This window comes from Streptomyces paludis (assembly GCF_003344965.1).
Classification (GTDB): Bacteria; Actinomycetota; Actinomycetes; order Streptomycetales; family Streptomycetaceae; genus Streptomyces; species Streptomyces paludis.
Map to the genome: position 1 here is coordinate 5,788,790 of NZ_CP031194.1, position 14,070 is coordinate 5,802,859.

A 14,070-nucleotide genomic window follows, 5' to 3' on the forward strand; every position below is an offset into this window, starting at 1 on the left:
ACTCACCCGTCCGCGTATTCCCAGCCATTTCCGTCCTCGCCCACCCGAGCGATAATCGGGGTGGGCCCGCGGCACACGGGAATGCTCGGACGTCCTACTAGACGTAGCGGTGTGCGCGCGGTCCGTCACACACAACCGGTGAAGGACGAGTATTCATGACCACGCCAACCACGATCGAACTCAAGCCCTCCGCCAGCCCGCTGTCCGACGCGGAGCGCGAGGCGCTCCTCGCCGCCCCCGGGTTCGGCCGGTACTTCACCGACCACATGGTGACGATCAGGTGGACGGAGGGGCGCGGCTGGCACGACGCCCAGCTCGTCCCGTACGGCCCGCTCTCGCTGGACCCGGCCAATATGACCCTGCACTACGCGCAGGAGATCTTCGAGGGGCTCAAGGCGTACCGCCGCCCCGACGGTACGGTCGCCACCTTCCGCCCGGAGGCCAACGCGGCCCGCTTCCAGCGCTCCGCCCGCCGGATGGCGATGCCGGAGCTGCCCGCCGAGACCTTCATCGCCGCGTGCGACGCGCTCGTCCAGCAGGACAAGGCGTGGGTCCCGGCGCACGGCGGGGAGGACTCCCTCTACCTGCGCCCCTTCATGATCGCGGCCGAGGTCGGCCTCGGCGTCCGGCCCGCCAACGAGTACCTGTTCCTCGTCATCGCCTCGCCCGCCGGCGCGTACTTCCCCGGCGGCGTCGAGCCGGTCTCCGTCTGGCTCTCGGAGAACTACGTCCGCGCGGTCCCGGGCGGCATCGGTGACGCCAAGACCGGCGGCAACTACGCGGCCTCCCTGCTCGCCCAGGCCGAGGCGGCGGCGGAGGGCTGCGCCCAGGTCGCGTACCTGGACGCGGTGGAGCACCGCTGGGTCGAGGAACTCGGCGGGATGAACCTGTACTTCGTGTACGGCGACCGCATCGTCACCCCCGAGCTGACCGGCTCCCTGCTGGCCGGCATCACCCGTGACTCGCTGCTCACCCTCGCCGGTGACCTCGGCTACACCTCCGTGGAGGGCCGGATCTCCAAGGAGCAGTGGCGCCGCGACGCGGAGAACGGCACGCTCACCGAGGTCTTCGCCTGCGGTACGGCCGCGGTGATCACCCCCGTCGGCGTCGTCAAAACCGCGAACGGGCAGTGGACCCAGTCGGGCGGCGAGCCCGGCGAGGTCACGCTGCGGCTGCGCGCGGCGCTGCTCGACATCCAGACCGGCAAGGGCGCGGACGCGCACGGCTGGATGCACGAGCTGGGCTGACGGCCGGCGCCGTTGCTGACGGGGCACCGTTACGGAGCCGGGGCGGGTCCCCGGCTCCGGGCCCGGCCGTCTTCAGAGCCCCAGGCGTCCTAGGGGCCCCGCGCGTCCCAGGGGGCCCGTCCGTATCGCCCGAATCGTGAGACGGTTCCCGCGGGGCGCGCCGGACGTGCGAAAATCGCCCCGTGCTCTCGTTCGCCATGATTATTGGCAGCAAGCGCGCCGGTCCGCAGTGATCGCCCCGTACCACCCGTACGGCGCGGCCACCGTGCCTCAGACCCGCGCGCAGACCTCTCGCACCCGCGAGGGGTTTTTTCGTTTTCCGGCCCCACCCCGGACGGAAACGGACGGCACGCGATGATGGGGGCAAGTGGAGCCAGACATTCCACTCGACAGGAGCAAACCACCATGACCACAGAGTCCCCGGAGACCGACAGCGGTTTTCATGTCTTCGACACGACGCTGCGCGACGGCGCGCAGCGCGAAGGCATCAACCTCACGGTCGCCGACAAGCTGGCCATCGCCCGGTACCTGGACGACTTCGGCGTGGGCTTCATCGAGGGCGGCTGGCCGGGCGCCAACCCGCGGGACACGGAGTTCTTCGCGCGGGCCCAGCAGGAGATCGACTTCCGGCACGCCCAGCTCGTGGCCTTCGGCTCCACCCGTCGGGCGGGCGGGAGCGCCGCCGAGGACCCGCAGGTCGCGGCGCTGGTCGCGTCGGGCGCCCCGGTGGTCACCCTGGTCGCCAAGTCCCATGACCGCCATGTCGAGCTGGCCCTGCGCACCACCCTCGAAGAGAACCTGGAGATGGTCCGCGACACCGTCTCCCACCTGCGCGAACAGGGCCGCCGCGTATTCGTCGACTGTGAGCACTTCTTCGACGGCTACCGCGCCAACCCGGAGTACGCCAAGGCCGTCGTCCGGACCGCCACCGACGCCGGCGCCGAGGTCGTCATCCTCTGCGACACCAACGGCGGCATGCTCCCCGCGCAGATCCAGGCCGTCGTCTCCACCGTCCTCGCGGACACCGGCGCCCGGCTCGGGATCCACGCGCAGGACGACACCGGCTGCGCCGTCGCCAACACGCTCGCGGCCGTCGACGCCGGCGCCACCCATGTCCAGTGCACGGCCAACGGATACGGCGAGCGCGTCGGCAACGCCAATCTCTTCCCCGTCGTCGCCGCCCTGGAGCTGAAGTACGACAAACGCGTCCTGCCGGCCGGCGCGCTCGCGGAGATGACCCGGATCTCGCACGCCATCGCCGAGATCGTCAACCTCGCGCCCTCCACCCACCAGCCGTACGTGGGGGTCTCCGCCTTCGCCCACAAGGGCGGGCTGCACGCCTCCGCGATCAAGGTCGACCCCGATCTCTACCAGCACATCGACCCCGCCCGGGTCGGCAACAGCATGCGGATGCTCGTCTCCGACATGGCGGGCCGCGCCTCCATCGAGCTGAAGGGCAAGGAGCTGGGCATCGACCTCGGTGACGACCGCGATCTGGTCGGCCGGGTCGTCGCCCGGGTCAAGGAGCGTGAGCTGCGGGGATACACGTACGAGGCGGCCGACGCCTCCTTCGAGCTGATGCTCCGCGAGGAGGTCGAGGGCCGGGCGCGCGGCTACTTCCGTACGGAGTCCTGGCGCGCGATCGTCGAGGACCGGCCGGACGGCTCGCACGCCAACGAGGCCACGGTGAAGCTGTGGGCCAAGGGCGAGCGCATCGTCGCCACCGCCGAGGGGAACGGCCCGGTCAACGCCCTGGACAAGGCCATGCGGGTCGGTCTGGAGCGGATCTACCCGCAGCTCGCCAAACTGGAGCTGGTGGACTACAAGGTCCGCATCCTCGAAGGCAGGCACGGTACGGAGTCCACCACCCGGGTGCTGGTCACCACGAGCGACGGCACCGGGGAGTGGTCCACGGTCGGGGTCGCCGAGAACGTGATCGCGGCGTCCTGGCAGGCGCTGGAGGACGCGTACACGTACGGGCTGCTGCGGGCCGGGGTCGAACCGGCCGTGTAGGCGCGGCTCCCGGCGTCCGCTCTGCCGTCCCGTTCAGGGCTTTGGGGCCGCCGCTTCTGTTGGCGGCCCCGGAGCGGGCCGGTAGCTTCGGGGTATGAGGTCGAGGCTGGTTTCCACACTGTCCGGGCTGTTTCTCGCCTTTTCCTGCTGCTCGCTCACCGCCGTGGCGCTGGCACCCGCCGCGCGCGCGGCGGACACCGGGCCGGTGGCCGTGGGCGAGGCGCTGAAGAAGGGGCCCGTCTATGTGGACCCGCGCGCCGCGTCCCAGCTCCCGGCGGCCGACGCCCGCGCGCTCGCCAAGAAGATCGAGGACGCCGACAAGCCGCTCTTCGTGGCGGTCCTGCCCGACACCGCGGAGTTCCCGGCGGACAGCGTCATCCGGACCGTACGGACCCAGACCGGGGTGACGGGTGTGTACGCCGTCCGTCTCGGTGACCGCTTCGACGCCAAGGCCGACAGCTCCGTCCTGTCCGCGCGGGCCGTCACCAATCTGACCGACGCGGTCCGGGCGGGCGGCGCGGTCGACGCCGTGACCGAGCTGAACAACTTCGTGGACCAGGCGCTCCCGCAGACCCGGGGTCACGCGCCGGCCTCGTGGAGCGGCGGGGCGGGCGGGAGCGACGGCGCCGGAACCGGCGCGCTCATCGGGTTCGGCGCGCTCGCCGTGCTGGGCGGCGCCACCGCGTACGCGGTCACCCGCCGGAACGTGCGACGGCGGACCGAGCGGGACCGGGCGGCCCTCGACACGCTGCGGGTCGTGGTCGACGAGGACATCACCGCGTTCGGCGAGGAGCTGGACCGGCTCGACTTCCACCCGGCCGAGGCCGGCGCCGACGACGCGATGCGCGCGGACTACGCGCGGTCCCTCGACGCGTACGAGAAGGCGAAGTCCCTGATGGCCTCGGCCCGGCGGCCCGCCGATGTGCGCCCGGTGACCGAGGAGCTGGAGAGCGGCCGGTTCGCGCTGGCCACGCTGGACGCGCGCAGAAAGGGCGCCCCGCTGCCGGAGCGCCGTTCGCCGTGCTTCTTCGACCCGCGCCACGGCCCCTCGGTGAAGGACGCGGAGTGGGCCCCGCCCGCCGGTGTCCGGCGGACCGTGCCGGTCTGCGCGGCCGACGCGGCCCGGCTGGCGGACGGCGAGGATCCGGCGGTCCGTACCGTACGGACGGACGGCGGGCCGCGCCCCTACTACGACGCGGGTCCCGCGTACGGACCCTGGGCCGGGGGCTACTTCGGCGGCGGGCTGCTGCCGGGGCTGCTGGTGGGCACGATGCTCGGCTCGATGATGGCGACGCCCGCGTACGCGGCGGACTTCGGCGGCGGTGACGCCTCGGGCTTCGGCGGCGACTCCACGGGAGGCGACTACTCGGGCGGGGACTTCGACCCGGGCGACTTCGGTGGTGGCGGCGGCTTCGGCGGGGGAGGCGGGTTCGACGGCGGCGGTGGCGGTGGCGGATTCGACGGGGGCGGCTTCTAGAGCCGGGAGGGGCGTGCGTGCCCGTTGGGGCACGGGGGGTGTTCGTGCCGGGTGGGGCACGGGGCCGGAAGCCGTGTCCCCGTCTCCGTCCGCGCGGGGGTGCTGTTCCTGATCCCGCTTCTGATCCTGGTGGTCCGTGAGCGGCGCACCGGAGGTCAGACGGCCTCGGGGCCCTTCTTGATCGCGGAGATGTCGAAGTTCAGCTTGACCTTGTCGCTGACCATCACGCCACCGGTCTCCAGCGCGGCGTTCCAGGTCAGGCCCCAGTCGGAGCGCAGGATCGAGGCGCTGCCCTCGAAGCCGACGCGCTCGTTGCCGTAGACGTCGGTGGCGGAGCCGTGGAACTCCAGGTCGATCGTGAGCGGCTTGGTGACGTCCTTGATCGTGAGGTCGCCGACGAGGCGGTACGTCTCCGCGTCGAGCTGCTCGACGGAGGTGGAGCGGAAGGTCATCCGGGGGAAGGTGTCGGCGTCGAAGAAGTCGGCGCTGCGCAGGTGGGCGTCGCGGTCCGCGACACCGGTGTCGACGCTGGCGATGGAGACGTCGATGGTGGCCGAGGAGTTCGCGGGGGCCGAGCCGTCGAGGCTCAGGGAGCCCTCGTGCTCGGCGAACGTGCCCCGGACATTGGTGACCATCGCGTGCCGGACGGTGAAGCTGATCGTGCTGTGGGAGGGGTCGATGGCGTAGTCGCCGGTGAGGGCGGCCAGTGCCGGGTCCACCTCGCGGACGGCGGTGGCGGTGCCGGTGGCGCTGTTCTTGCGGCCGAAGAGAGCCATGATGTTCTCCTGTGCGTGTTGTTTAGAGTTCAAGCGCTGTCGGAATCGACCATAGACCTCTCTCGTTCAAAGTTCAACTATGTTCACCCGATCGAGTAGTCGGGGGAGCGGTGGACGCGCGTAGACGCGGGCAGAATCCCTGCGTTCGCTCAGTTGTCCAGACGGTTGTCGGCCCATTGGCAGCCGGTTTTCCCGCCGATTTCCTCGGCAGAGAGAGGATTCCCCCCATGAAGATCCGCTCGGTCCTCAGCGCCTTCGCCCTTCTCGTCGGCGCGCTGCTCGCCCCCGGATTCGGGGTGCTCACCTCGGCCGGCGACGCCCTGGCCGCCACCAAGATCAGCCATTCCACCGCGACCTCGATGTTCAGCTCGTCCGGGATCACCTGGTCGTCCTCCGGCGGCTGCTCCGACCGGAACAACGCGTCGTGTACGTCGTTCGAGCAGCTCAACCTGGACACGGCCAAGGGCGCGCAGACCCTCAGGAGCTCCAGCGGCTGCGCCGTCAACCTCACGGGAGGCACGGAGACGGGCCACGCGAGCGGCACGTACTCGCACTGGAACGGATACAAGCTCGATATGTCGAAGTACACCTGCGTCGGCGACTACATCAAGAACACCTTCGCGTACATCGGGCTGCGCGGCGACGGCGCGGCGCAGTGGAAGTCCGGCGCCGGGAATGTCTACGCGGACGAGGGCAACCACTGGGACGTGACGTTCTACAACTGCGGCGGCTGCTGAGCCCGTACGACACCTGCCCCGGCCGGCGGGCTGACGACACCGCCGCGCGGCGGTGCCCCGCTCCCCTCGCCCGCGCGGGGAGGGGAGCGGGGCACCGGGGCTCAGGAGCCGACGGTCACCGTCCAGCGGCGCGGATTGCCGTCGGCCGCCACGCCCGAGACATCCGGCTGGCCGGTGGGCTGGACGTCGTCGTACGGGAAGGCGTAGCCGATCGGGGTGTTGGCGTGGACGACCCGGGCGTAGTGGTTGGTGACCGGGTTCCGGTAGTAGTCGGCGGCGGTGGCGCCGTTCGGCTGGTTCGCGTGGCTCAGGACCGTCGAGCGGTTGAAGGCGGCGGCGAGCCGGGCCAGCAGCGCCTTCTTGTCGTCGGAGTCGCCGGGGTTGTTGGCGAAGGGGCCGCTGTTGCAGGTGAAGATGTCCATGGAGGTGGGCTTGGTGAAGGTGTGACCGCCGTTGAAGGTGAGGACATCACCGGTGACCCGGCCGGTGAACACGCCCCGGCCGCCCTGGAGGTCGATCCGCAGATCCGTCGAACGGTACTTCTCCCAGACCTGGTTGACATAGCTGGTGAAGACATTCCGGAAGGGGTTGTCACCGGCCGCGTTCTGCGGGGAGATCACGCGCAGCACCTGGCCGTTGGCGCCGCGCAGGACCAGCTTGTCCCACGGGTGGCCGTCGACGGCCGCCTGGGCGGTGAGCCCGTCCGCGATCCGCTGGAGCGCGCCCGCCGGCAGCGGGGCGACCGTGTGGGTGGTGTCGCCCGCGAGGGTGATGCCGATGGGCAGCGCCGTCACCAGATCGACGTAGCTGATGTTGGAGAAGAGCTGGGCGGGGTTGAAGGTGAATTCGCAGAACGACCAGGTACGGCCGTAGTTGGGGTCAGCCGCGGTGGCGAACGCCGGCTCGACCAGGGCCGGGCCCGGGTTGAGGAAGAAGTCCAGCCTGCCGTCGCGCACGAAGTAGACGCGCGCGCCGAACAGCTGAGGCAGCCTCAGCACCCTGGGCGCGGCGCCCGCCGGATTCAGCGGGATCGCGCAGTCGACGGGCAGCGGGGTCAGCCGGGTGGCCGGGGACTGCGGCCGGTAGACACTGCCGTCGGCGCGCAGCAGTGCCCAGCCGCCGCCGGTGGTGGCGTCATGGCCGGTGATGTAGGCGTGGACCGTGCCGGGCAACGACTTGTTCTGGAGGGCTATTTCACAGAATTCCGGCGCTGCCGAGGCGGCGGGGCTCAGCGCGCTTCCCCAGACGGGGTAGGTGAGGGCGGTGGCGGCGGCGGTCGCGCCGGTGAGGAACAGACGGCGGGATATCACGGAGGATCTCCTGGTACATGGGGGACGCGGGGCGCGGCGTGTGGGAGGAGGCGCCCCGGCGCTGCCCCCACTCTCGCGACGCGCGAAGAGCCCGTCAAGAGTTGACGCCGAGAGCGCTCTCAGCGTCGCTGGGCGTTCACCCTGTGTCGTCCTCCGGGCCCGTCCTCCGGCGTGGTAGACCGGTGAACGGCCCTGCGCGGGCCGGTCGTTGGGGCCGGGCCGGGGCCGCCTCCGGAGGTTTCCGTGCCGCTGCCGAACGCCCGCGTCGTGCCGTCCCGGCGCGCCATCCTGGCCACCGCGCTGGCCGCCGCCGGAGCGGGCGCGCTCGCTCCGGCGCCCCCGGACCCTCGCGTGGATCCGGCCGAGCCGCCCGATCCGTTCGAGGAGTTACGACTGCGGTGGGTGGATCTCCAGCTCGGTACGGGATACGACCCGGCCGCCGAGCCCTACGCGTCCCGGCTCGCCGGGGCCGGTGAGCGGGCCGCCGCGCTGCTGCGGTCGATGGCCCCGGCGGCCACCCGTCTCTGGCCGGACCTCCCCTTCGACCCGCCCTCCGGCATCACCCGGAGCTATGCCCGGCTCTGGACCATGACCCGGGCCTACGCCCGCCCCGGCACCGGGCTCACCGGGGACGAGGCGCTGCTCGCCGCCGTCCTGGCCGGGCTCGACCATCTCGCCGCGACCGTCTACCGCCCGGCCACCGACCCGTACGGGAACTGGTGGGAGTGGCGGATCGGCAGCCCGCGCCTCCTCGTGGACATCGCCGCCGTCCTCCACGAGCGCCTCGGCGCCGGGCGGCGGGCCGCCGCGCTCGCCGCCGTCGACCACTTCGTCCCCGACCGGCTGCTCACCGACTACTCCGGCGTCAGCACCGGCGCCAACCGTGTCGACCTCTGCCGCTCGGTCGCCGTGCGCGGTGTCCTCGGCCGGGCACCCGACCGGATCGCCCTGGCCCGTGACGCCCTCTCGCCGGTCTTCCCGTATGTGACGGCGGGCGACGGGCTCTACGCCGACGGCTCGTTCGTCCAGCACACCTGGGTCGCGTACTCCGGTACGTACGGCCAGGTCCTGCTGGACGGGCTCGGCCGGCTCCTCACCCTGCTCGCCGGGTCCGACTGGGCCGTCACCGACCCGGCCCGGCAGCATGTCCTCGACAGCGTCGAGCGCGCGTACGCCCCGCTGATCTACAACGGGCTGGTCATGGACAGCGTCAGCGGCCGGGCCGTCAGCCGCGGTCTGCTCAGGAGCGACGAGGAGCGCGTCCTGCGCGGCGACCACTTCCACGGCCAGGAGCTGATCGCGGCCATCGCCCTGCTCGCGGGCGCCGCCTCCCCGGCGGCCCGCGCCCGCTGGGCCGCGCTGGTCAAGGGCTGGATCGCGCGCGACACCGTGTCGCCCGTGCTGAGCGCCCGCCAGTTCGACGTCGCCGATCTCGCCCGGCTGCACGCCCTCGCCGCCACCGGGGTGCCCGCCGCTCCCGAGCCGACCGGCCACACGCTCTTCGCCGCGATGGACCGGGCCGTGCACCGCCGCCCCGGCTGGGCCGTCAACATCGCCATGGCGTCCGAGCGGATCGCCTCGTACGAGTGCGGCAACGGCGAGCATCCGCGCGGCTGGCACACCGGCGCGGGAATGGTCTACTGGTGGCGCGCGGACCGCGGCAACGACCAGTACGGCGACTGGTTCTGGCCCACCGTCGACCCGTACCGGATGCCCGGCACCACGGTCTCCACCCGGCGGCTCGCGGACCGGGCCGGCGGCGAGTGGGGCGAGCCCCGGCCGGCCGCGCGCTGGGTCGGCGGCGCCACCGACGGCGAGTTCGCCGCCGTGGGACAGCACGTCAAGGGGCTCGGCTCCACGCTGGAGGCCCGCAAGTCCTGGTTCTGCGCGGCGGACGCCGTCGTCTGTCTGGGCGCCGGGATCAGCTGTACGGACGGGGTGCCCGTCGAGACGGTCGTCGACAACCGGAACCTGGGCGAACCCGGCAGGAGCGCCGAAGGCGCCTTCACCCTCGGCGCCGCGCACCGCTGGGCCCATCTGGAAGGCCACGGCGGCTGGGTCTTCCCCGCCGGCGGCGCGCTGCGCACCCTCGCCGACGACCGGACCGGCGCCTGGAGCGACATCAACACCTCCAGTTCACCCGAACGGAGTACCCGCCGTTATCGCACGCTCTGGCTGGACCACGGCACGGACCCGGTCGACGCCCGCTACGCCTATCTGCTGATGCCCGGCGCCTCCCGCCGGGCGCTCGCCGCCCGCGCCGCCGACCGGCACTGGCTGGAGATCCTCGCCAATACGCCCGACCGGCAGGCCGTCGCCATCCGCTCGCTGGGCCTCGTCGCCGCCAACTTCTGGCGGGCCGGTACGGCGGGACCGCTCTCCGCGAGCGCCCCGGCGAGCGTCCTGGCCGTCGTCCGCGGCCGGAGCGCCGTACTCGGCGTGAGCGAGCCCGTACGCTCCGGTCTGCCGCTGGAGATCCGCTGGGACCGGCCGGTACGGGCCGTCACGGACCGGGACCCGTCGGTCGAGGTGCTCGAAGCGGGCCGTACGCTACGGCTGAGGATCACCCCGGGCACCGCCGGCGCCACCCATGGCTGCGGGGTGACCCTGAGCTGAACTTCCGACCCCGGTGTCCCGTTGGATCCCTACAATCGCCGGGGGTGCCGTGCTGTGGACCGGCGCCGCATCCGGCCGCGTTCTGTCCAGCTCCACCAGGATTACCGCCGGGAGACTGTGCGGAGTCGACGGCGCGCATTCCTTGGTGGTCTTCGTAGGGTTGGCACATGACCGTAGTGGACGAGACGCCGAGCGGGCCCGCCGACGCCCGGGGCCGAGTGGCCGAATTGCACGCGCTGCGCGAGGAGGCCCGCAGGGGCCCCAGTGACCGCGCCACCGAGGCTCAGCGGGCGAAGGGCAAGCTCACCGCCCGCGAGCGGATCGAGCTGCTGCTCGACGAGGGTTCCTTCAGCGAGGTCGAGCAGCTGCGCCGGCACCGGGCGACCGGGTTCGGCCTGGAGGCGAAGCGGCCGTACACCGACGGTGTGATCACCGGCTGGGGCACGGTCGAGGGCCGTACGGTCTTCGTGTACGCGCACGACTTCCGGATCTTCGGCGGCGCGCTGGGCGAGGCCCACGCCACGAAGATCCACAAGATCATGGACATGGCCATCTCGGCCGGTGCCCCGCTGGTCTCCCTCAACGACGGCGCCGGCGCCCGCATCCAGGAGGGCGTCTCCGCGCTCGCCGGCTACGGCGGCATCTTCCAGCGCAACACCAAGGCGTCCGGCGTCATCCCGCAGATCAGTGTGATGCTCGGCCCGTGCGCCGGCGGCGCGGCCTACAGCCCCGCCCTCACCGACTTCGTCTTCATGGTCCGCGAGACCTCGCAGATGTTCATCACCGGACCCGATGTGGTGAAGGCCGTCACCGGCGAGGAGATCACCCAGAACGGGCTCGGCGGCGCCGATGTGCACGCCGAGACCAGCGGCGTCGCGCACTTCGCGTACGACGACGAGGAGACCTGCATCGCCGAGGTGCGCTACCTCCTGTCGATGCTCCCGCAGAACAACCGCGAGAACCCGCCCACGGTCGTCTCCGAGGACCCGGTGGACCGCCGCTCCGACGTCCTGCTCGACCTCGTGCCCGCCGACGGCAACCGCCCGTACGACATGCACAAGGTCATCGAGGAGCTGGTGGACGACGGCGACTACCTGGAGATCCACGAGCGCTGGGCCCGTAACATCATCTGCGCCCTGGCCCGGATCGACGGTCAGGTCATCGGCATCGTCGCCAACCAGCCGCAGTCCCTCGCCGGGGTGCTGGACATCGAGGCATCCGAAAAGGCTGCGCGGTTTGTCCAGATGTGCGACGCTTTCAATATCCCGATCGTCACGCTGCTGGATGTCCCCGGCTTCCTGCCGGGCGTCGACCAGGAGCACGGCGGGATCATCCGGCACGGCGCCAAGCTGCTGTACGCGTACTGCAACGCCACCGTGCCCCGGATCTCCCTGATCCTGCGCAAGGCGTACGGAGGTGCCTACATCGTCATGGACTCCCAGTCCATCGGAGCGGACCTCACCTACGCCTGGCCCACCAACGAGATCGCGGTGATGGGCGCGGAAGGCGCGGCCAACGTCATCTTCCGCAAGCAGATCGCCGAGGCCGAGGACTCCGACGCGATGCGCACCCGCATGGTCAAGGAGTACAAGGCCGAGCTGATGCACCCCTACTACGCGGCCGAACGCGGTCTGGTCGACGATGTCATCGACCCCGTGGAGACCCGTCAGGTGCTCGCCGGCGCGCTCGCGATGCTCCGTACGAAGCACGCCGATCTGCCCTCCCGCAAGCACGGCAACCCGCCGCAGTGATCTCGCGCCCCGCGCGTACCGCACCCTCCTCACCAGAAGACGGAGACACGACCGCCATGAGCGACGAGACCCGAGACGAATCCCTGCTGCGCGTCGAGAAGGGCCAGGCCGGCCCCGAGGAACTCGCCGCCATCACCGCCATCCTGATGGCCCGCGCCGCCGGCCGCACCCGCCCCGACGCCCCCGCCGCGCACCGCGGCCGGACCACCGCCGGCTGGCGCCGTCTGGAGCGCACCCCCGGCTTCCGCGCCCCGCACAGCTGGCAGGGCTGAGCGCCCGCCGCACCACCGCACATACGCATACGAAGGCCCCCGCACTCCTGGAGCGCGGGGGCCTTTCACGTATCGCTGGCTGTCTGCTGAGGGCTGCGTACTGCTTACCGGAGTCGTGCCATGAGTGCGTGTTCGACGAGGGTGATGAGGCCGCTTTTGGCGTCGGCGCGGTGGCGGGCGTCGGTGGTGATGATGGGGGTGTCGGGGCCGATCTGGAGTGCTTCGCGTACTTCGTCGGGGGTGTAGGGCTGGTGTCCGTCGAAGCCGTTGAGGGCGATGACGAAGGGGAGTCCTGAGTTTTCGAAGTAGTCGACGGCGGGGAAGCAGTCGGCGAGGCGGCGGGTGTCGACGAGGACGACGGCGCCGATGGCGCCGCGTACGAGGTCGTCCCACATGAACCAGAAGCGGTCCTGTCCGGGGGTGCCGAAGAGGTAGAGGATGAGGTCTTGGTCGAGGGTGATGCGGCCGAAGTCCATGGCCACGGTGGTGGTGGTCTTGTCTCCGGTGTGGGTGAGGTCGTCGATGCCGGCGGAGGCGCTGGTCATGACGGCTTCGGTACGCAGCGGGTTGATCTCCGAGACGGCGCCGACGAACGTGGTCTTGCCCACGCCGAAGCCGCCCGCCACCACGATCTTCGCGCTGGTGGTTGAGCGGGCTGCACCGCCGCTAGAGCTTGCGAAGTCCACTGAGCACCCTTTCGAGCAGTGTCACGTCTGGCGTGCCGCCGGATTCCTCGCCGCCGGGCTGGTGGATGGCGACAAGGCCCGCCTCCGCCAGGTCGGCCACAAGGATCCGGGCGACGCCCAGGGGGATGGAGAGGAGCGCCGAAATCTCGGCGACCGATTTGATCTCAAAACAGAGCCGGCAGATCCGCTGATGCTCGGGCAACTGCCCTTGCAACTGCGACGGATCGGCCGTCGTGCTGACCAGTGCCTCGATGGCGAGCTGGTACCGGGGCCGGGTCCGGCCACCGGTCATGGCGTACGGACGGACCAACGGGTTGTGCGTGCTCCTGGGAGCGGACTCCCGGGGGCGCCTCGGCCTGCCCTGCTGGACGCGGGGCCGCCTCGGCTGTTCGTACGAGGGTTCCTGCGGCTGTTCGTACGGCTGTTGAGGCTGCTGCTGGGACTGCTGCGGCTGCTGCGGCGGCGGTTGATACGGCGCCGGAGGCGGTTCGTACCCGCCGTACCCGCCGCCGGACCGCCCGCCGTCCTGCTGTGCGGGACCGCCCTGCTCGCCCTGGCCCCCCTGACCGCTCGGCGCGGAGGGGAAGTTGAAGCGGTTCTGGGCATGCTCACCCTGGGAGCGCGGGCCACCGTCATAGGGATGTCCGTCTGGGGGTGTAGCCACGTTTCCTCCTCCGACTGCCGGTGTCGCCGGGCCCGATCATGGCGGACCTGCTGGATCCGCGCCACCGCACCCCTCATGGTGCGGTGGCGAGCCGCGCAGTGTCTGTCAGTTGAGCAGACTTCCCTGGAGTTCGGCGCGCAGGTCCGGAGTAAGGACCGTACCCGCGCGGTCGACCAGAAGCGCCATCTCGTAGCCCACCAGACCGATATCGGCCTCGGGGTGGGCGAGGACGGCCAGCGAGGAGCCGTCCGAGATGGACATGAGGAAGAGGAAGCCGCGCTCCATCTCCACGACGGTCTGGTTCACGGCACCGCCCTCGAAGATCCGGGAGGCCCCCGCGGTCAGCGAGGTCAGCCCGGAGGCCACGGCCGCCAGCTGATCGGCGCGGTCGCGCGGGAAACCTTCGGACATGGCCAGCAGGAGTCCGTCGGCGGAGACCACCACTGTGTGGGACACCCCGGGGGTGTTGTCCACAAAGTTGGTGATCAACCAGTTAAGATTCTGCGCCGCCTGGCTCATCG

General features: G+C 71.4%; 12 protein-coding genes. 7 read left to right on the forward strand and 5 right to left on the reverse strand.

Translation table 11 applies throughout. The annotated features are described in order from the left end of the window. Nucleotides 1-155: 155 nt before the first annotated feature. From DVK44_RS25610 to DVK44_RS25620, 3 genes are all read left to right on the forward strand, one after another. Nucleotides 156-1,247 carry a branched-chain amino acid aminotransferase gene (locus tag DVK44_RS25610; protein WP_114662250.1) on the forward strand — a complete coding sequence of 364 codons (1,092 nt, stop codon included), beginning with the start codon at nt 156-158 and terminating at the stop codon, nt 1,245-1,247. Nucleotides 1,248-1,652: 405 nt separating this feature from the next. Then, nucleotides 1,653-3,260 (forward strand): citramalate synthase, encoded by a 1,608-nt coding sequence (gene cimA / locus DVK44_RS25615; RefSeq protein ID WP_114662252.1) that lies wholly within the window; start codon nt 1,653-1,655, stop codon nt 3,258-3,260. A gap of 94 nt (nt 3,261-3,354) precedes the next feature. Then, nucleotides 3,355-4,737 carry a hypothetical protein gene (locus DVK44_RS25620; protein WP_114662254.1) on the forward strand — a complete coding sequence of 461 codons (1,383 nt, stop codon included), beginning with the start codon at nt 3,355-3,357 and terminating at the stop codon, nt 4,735-4,737. Between the two features lie 155 nt (nt 4,738-4,892). Here the strand turns inward: DVK44_RS25620 and DVK44_RS25625 are convergent, their stop codons facing one another. Then, nucleotides 4,893-5,513: a YceI family protein gene (locus tag DVK44_RS25625; protein ID WP_114662256.1), complete on the reverse strand. Its 621-nt coding sequence runs from the start codon at nt 5,511-5,513 to the stop codon at nt 4,893-4,895. Between the two features lie 227 nt (nt 5,514-5,740). Here DVK44_RS25625 and DVK44_RS25630 point away from each other — a divergent pair, with 227 nt between their 5' ends. Continuing rightward, a complete protein-coding gene (locus tag DVK44_RS25630; RefSeq protein ID WP_114662258.1) occupies nt 5,741-6,250 on the forward strand; it encodes a hypothetical protein in 510 nt (169 codons plus the stop codon). A gap of 101 nt (nt 6,251-6,351) precedes the next feature. Here the strand turns inward: DVK44_RS25630 and DVK44_RS25635 are convergent, their stop codons facing one another. Next, on the reverse strand, nt 6,352-7,560 hold the full coding sequence (locus tag DVK44_RS25635; RefSeq protein ID WP_114662262.1) for a glycoside hydrolase family 64 protein: 1,209 nt from the start codon (nt 7,558-7,560) through the stop codon (nt 6,352-6,354). Between the two features lie 243 nt (nt 7,561-7,803). Here DVK44_RS25635 and DVK44_RS25640 point away from each other — a divergent pair, with 243 nt between their 5' ends. The 3 genes from DVK44_RS25640 to DVK44_RS25650 all read left to right on the forward strand — a co-directional run bounded on the left by DVK44_RS25640 (nt 7,804) and on the right by DVK44_RS25650 (nt 12,199). Beyond that, the gene (locus DVK44_RS25640) at nt 7,804-10,176 is read left to right on the forward strand and encodes a polysaccharide lyase 8 family protein (RefSeq protein ID WP_228447374.1); all 2,373 of its coding nucleotides are present in this window, start codon (nt 7,804-7,806) and stop codon (nt 10,174-10,176) included. A 167-nt stretch (nt 10,177-10,343) separates the two neighbouring features. Next, complete coding sequence (locus tag DVK44_RS25645; RefSeq protein ID WP_114662265.1) at nt 10,344-11,927, forward strand: acyl-CoA carboxylase subunit beta; 1,584 nt, start codon at nt 10,344-10,346, stop codon at nt 11,925-11,927. Nucleotides 11,928-11,983: 56 nt separating this feature from the next. After that, on the forward strand, nt 11,984-12,199 hold the full coding sequence (locus DVK44_RS25650) for an acyl-CoA carboxylase subunit epsilon (protein WP_114662268.1): 216 nt from the start codon (nt 11,984-11,986) through the stop codon (nt 12,197-12,199). A 104-nt stretch (nt 12,200-12,303) separates the two neighbouring features. On the opposite strand, the gene DVK44_RS25655 is transcribed toward DVK44_RS25650, so the two are convergent. The 3 genes from DVK44_RS25655 to DVK44_RS25665 all read right to left on the reverse strand — a co-directional run bounded on the left by DVK44_RS25655 (nt 12,304) and on the right by DVK44_RS25665 (nt 14,068). Then, entirely contained in the window at nt 12,304-12,885 is a 582-nt protein-coding gene (locus tag DVK44_RS25655) for a GTP-binding protein (RefSeq protein WP_031229389.1), read from the reverse strand. After that, nucleotides 12,866-13,549 (reverse strand): DUF742 domain-containing protein, encoded by a 684-nt coding sequence (locus tag DVK44_RS25660; protein ID WP_114662270.1) that lies wholly within the window; start codon nt 13,547-13,549, stop codon nt 12,866-12,868. The genes DVK44_RS25655 and DVK44_RS25660 overlap by 20 nt, the downstream gene beginning before the upstream one ends. A gap of 105 nt (nt 13,550-13,654) precedes the next feature. Continuing rightward, a complete protein-coding gene (locus DVK44_RS25665) occupies nt 13,655-14,068 on the reverse strand; it encodes a roadblock/LC7 domain-containing protein (RefSeq protein WP_010984131.1) in 414 nt (137 codons plus the stop codon). Nucleotides 14,069-14,070 lie beyond the last annotated feature (2 nt).

Bases quoted from the DNA above. Each gene is read 5' to 3' on its own strand.
- DVK44_RS25665 (WP_010984131.1), bottom strand. From the start codon at position 14,068: ATGAGCCAGGCGGCGCAGAATCTTAACTGGTTGATCACCAACTTTGTG.
- cimA (WP_114662252.1), top strand. From the start codon at position 1,653: ATGACCACAGAGTCCCCGGAGACCGACAGCGGTTTTCATGTCTTCGAC.
- DVK44_RS25610 (WP_114662250.1), top strand. From the start codon at position 156: ATGACCACGCCAACCACGATCGAACTCAAGCCCTCCGCCAGCCCGCTG.
- DVK44_RS25625 (WP_114662256.1), bottom strand. From the start codon at position 5,513: ATGGCTCTCTTCGGCCGCAAGAACAGCGCCACCGGCACCGCCACCGCC.
- DVK44_RS25650 (WP_114662268.1), top strand. From the start codon at position 11,984: ATGAGCGACGAGACCCGAGACGAATCCCTGCTGCGCGTCGAGAAGGGC.
- DVK44_RS25630 (WP_114662258.1), top strand. From the start codon at position 5,741: ATGAAGATCCGCTCGGTCCTCAGCGCCTTCGCCCTTCTCGTCGGCGCG.
- DVK44_RS25645 (WP_114662265.1), top strand. From the start codon at position 10,344: ATGACCGTAGTGGACGAGACGCCGAGCGGGCCCGCCGACGCCCGGGGC.
- DVK44_RS25620 (WP_114662254.1), top strand. From the start codon at position 3,355: ATGAGGTCGAGGCTGGTTTCCACACTGTCCGGGCTGTTTCTCGCCTTT.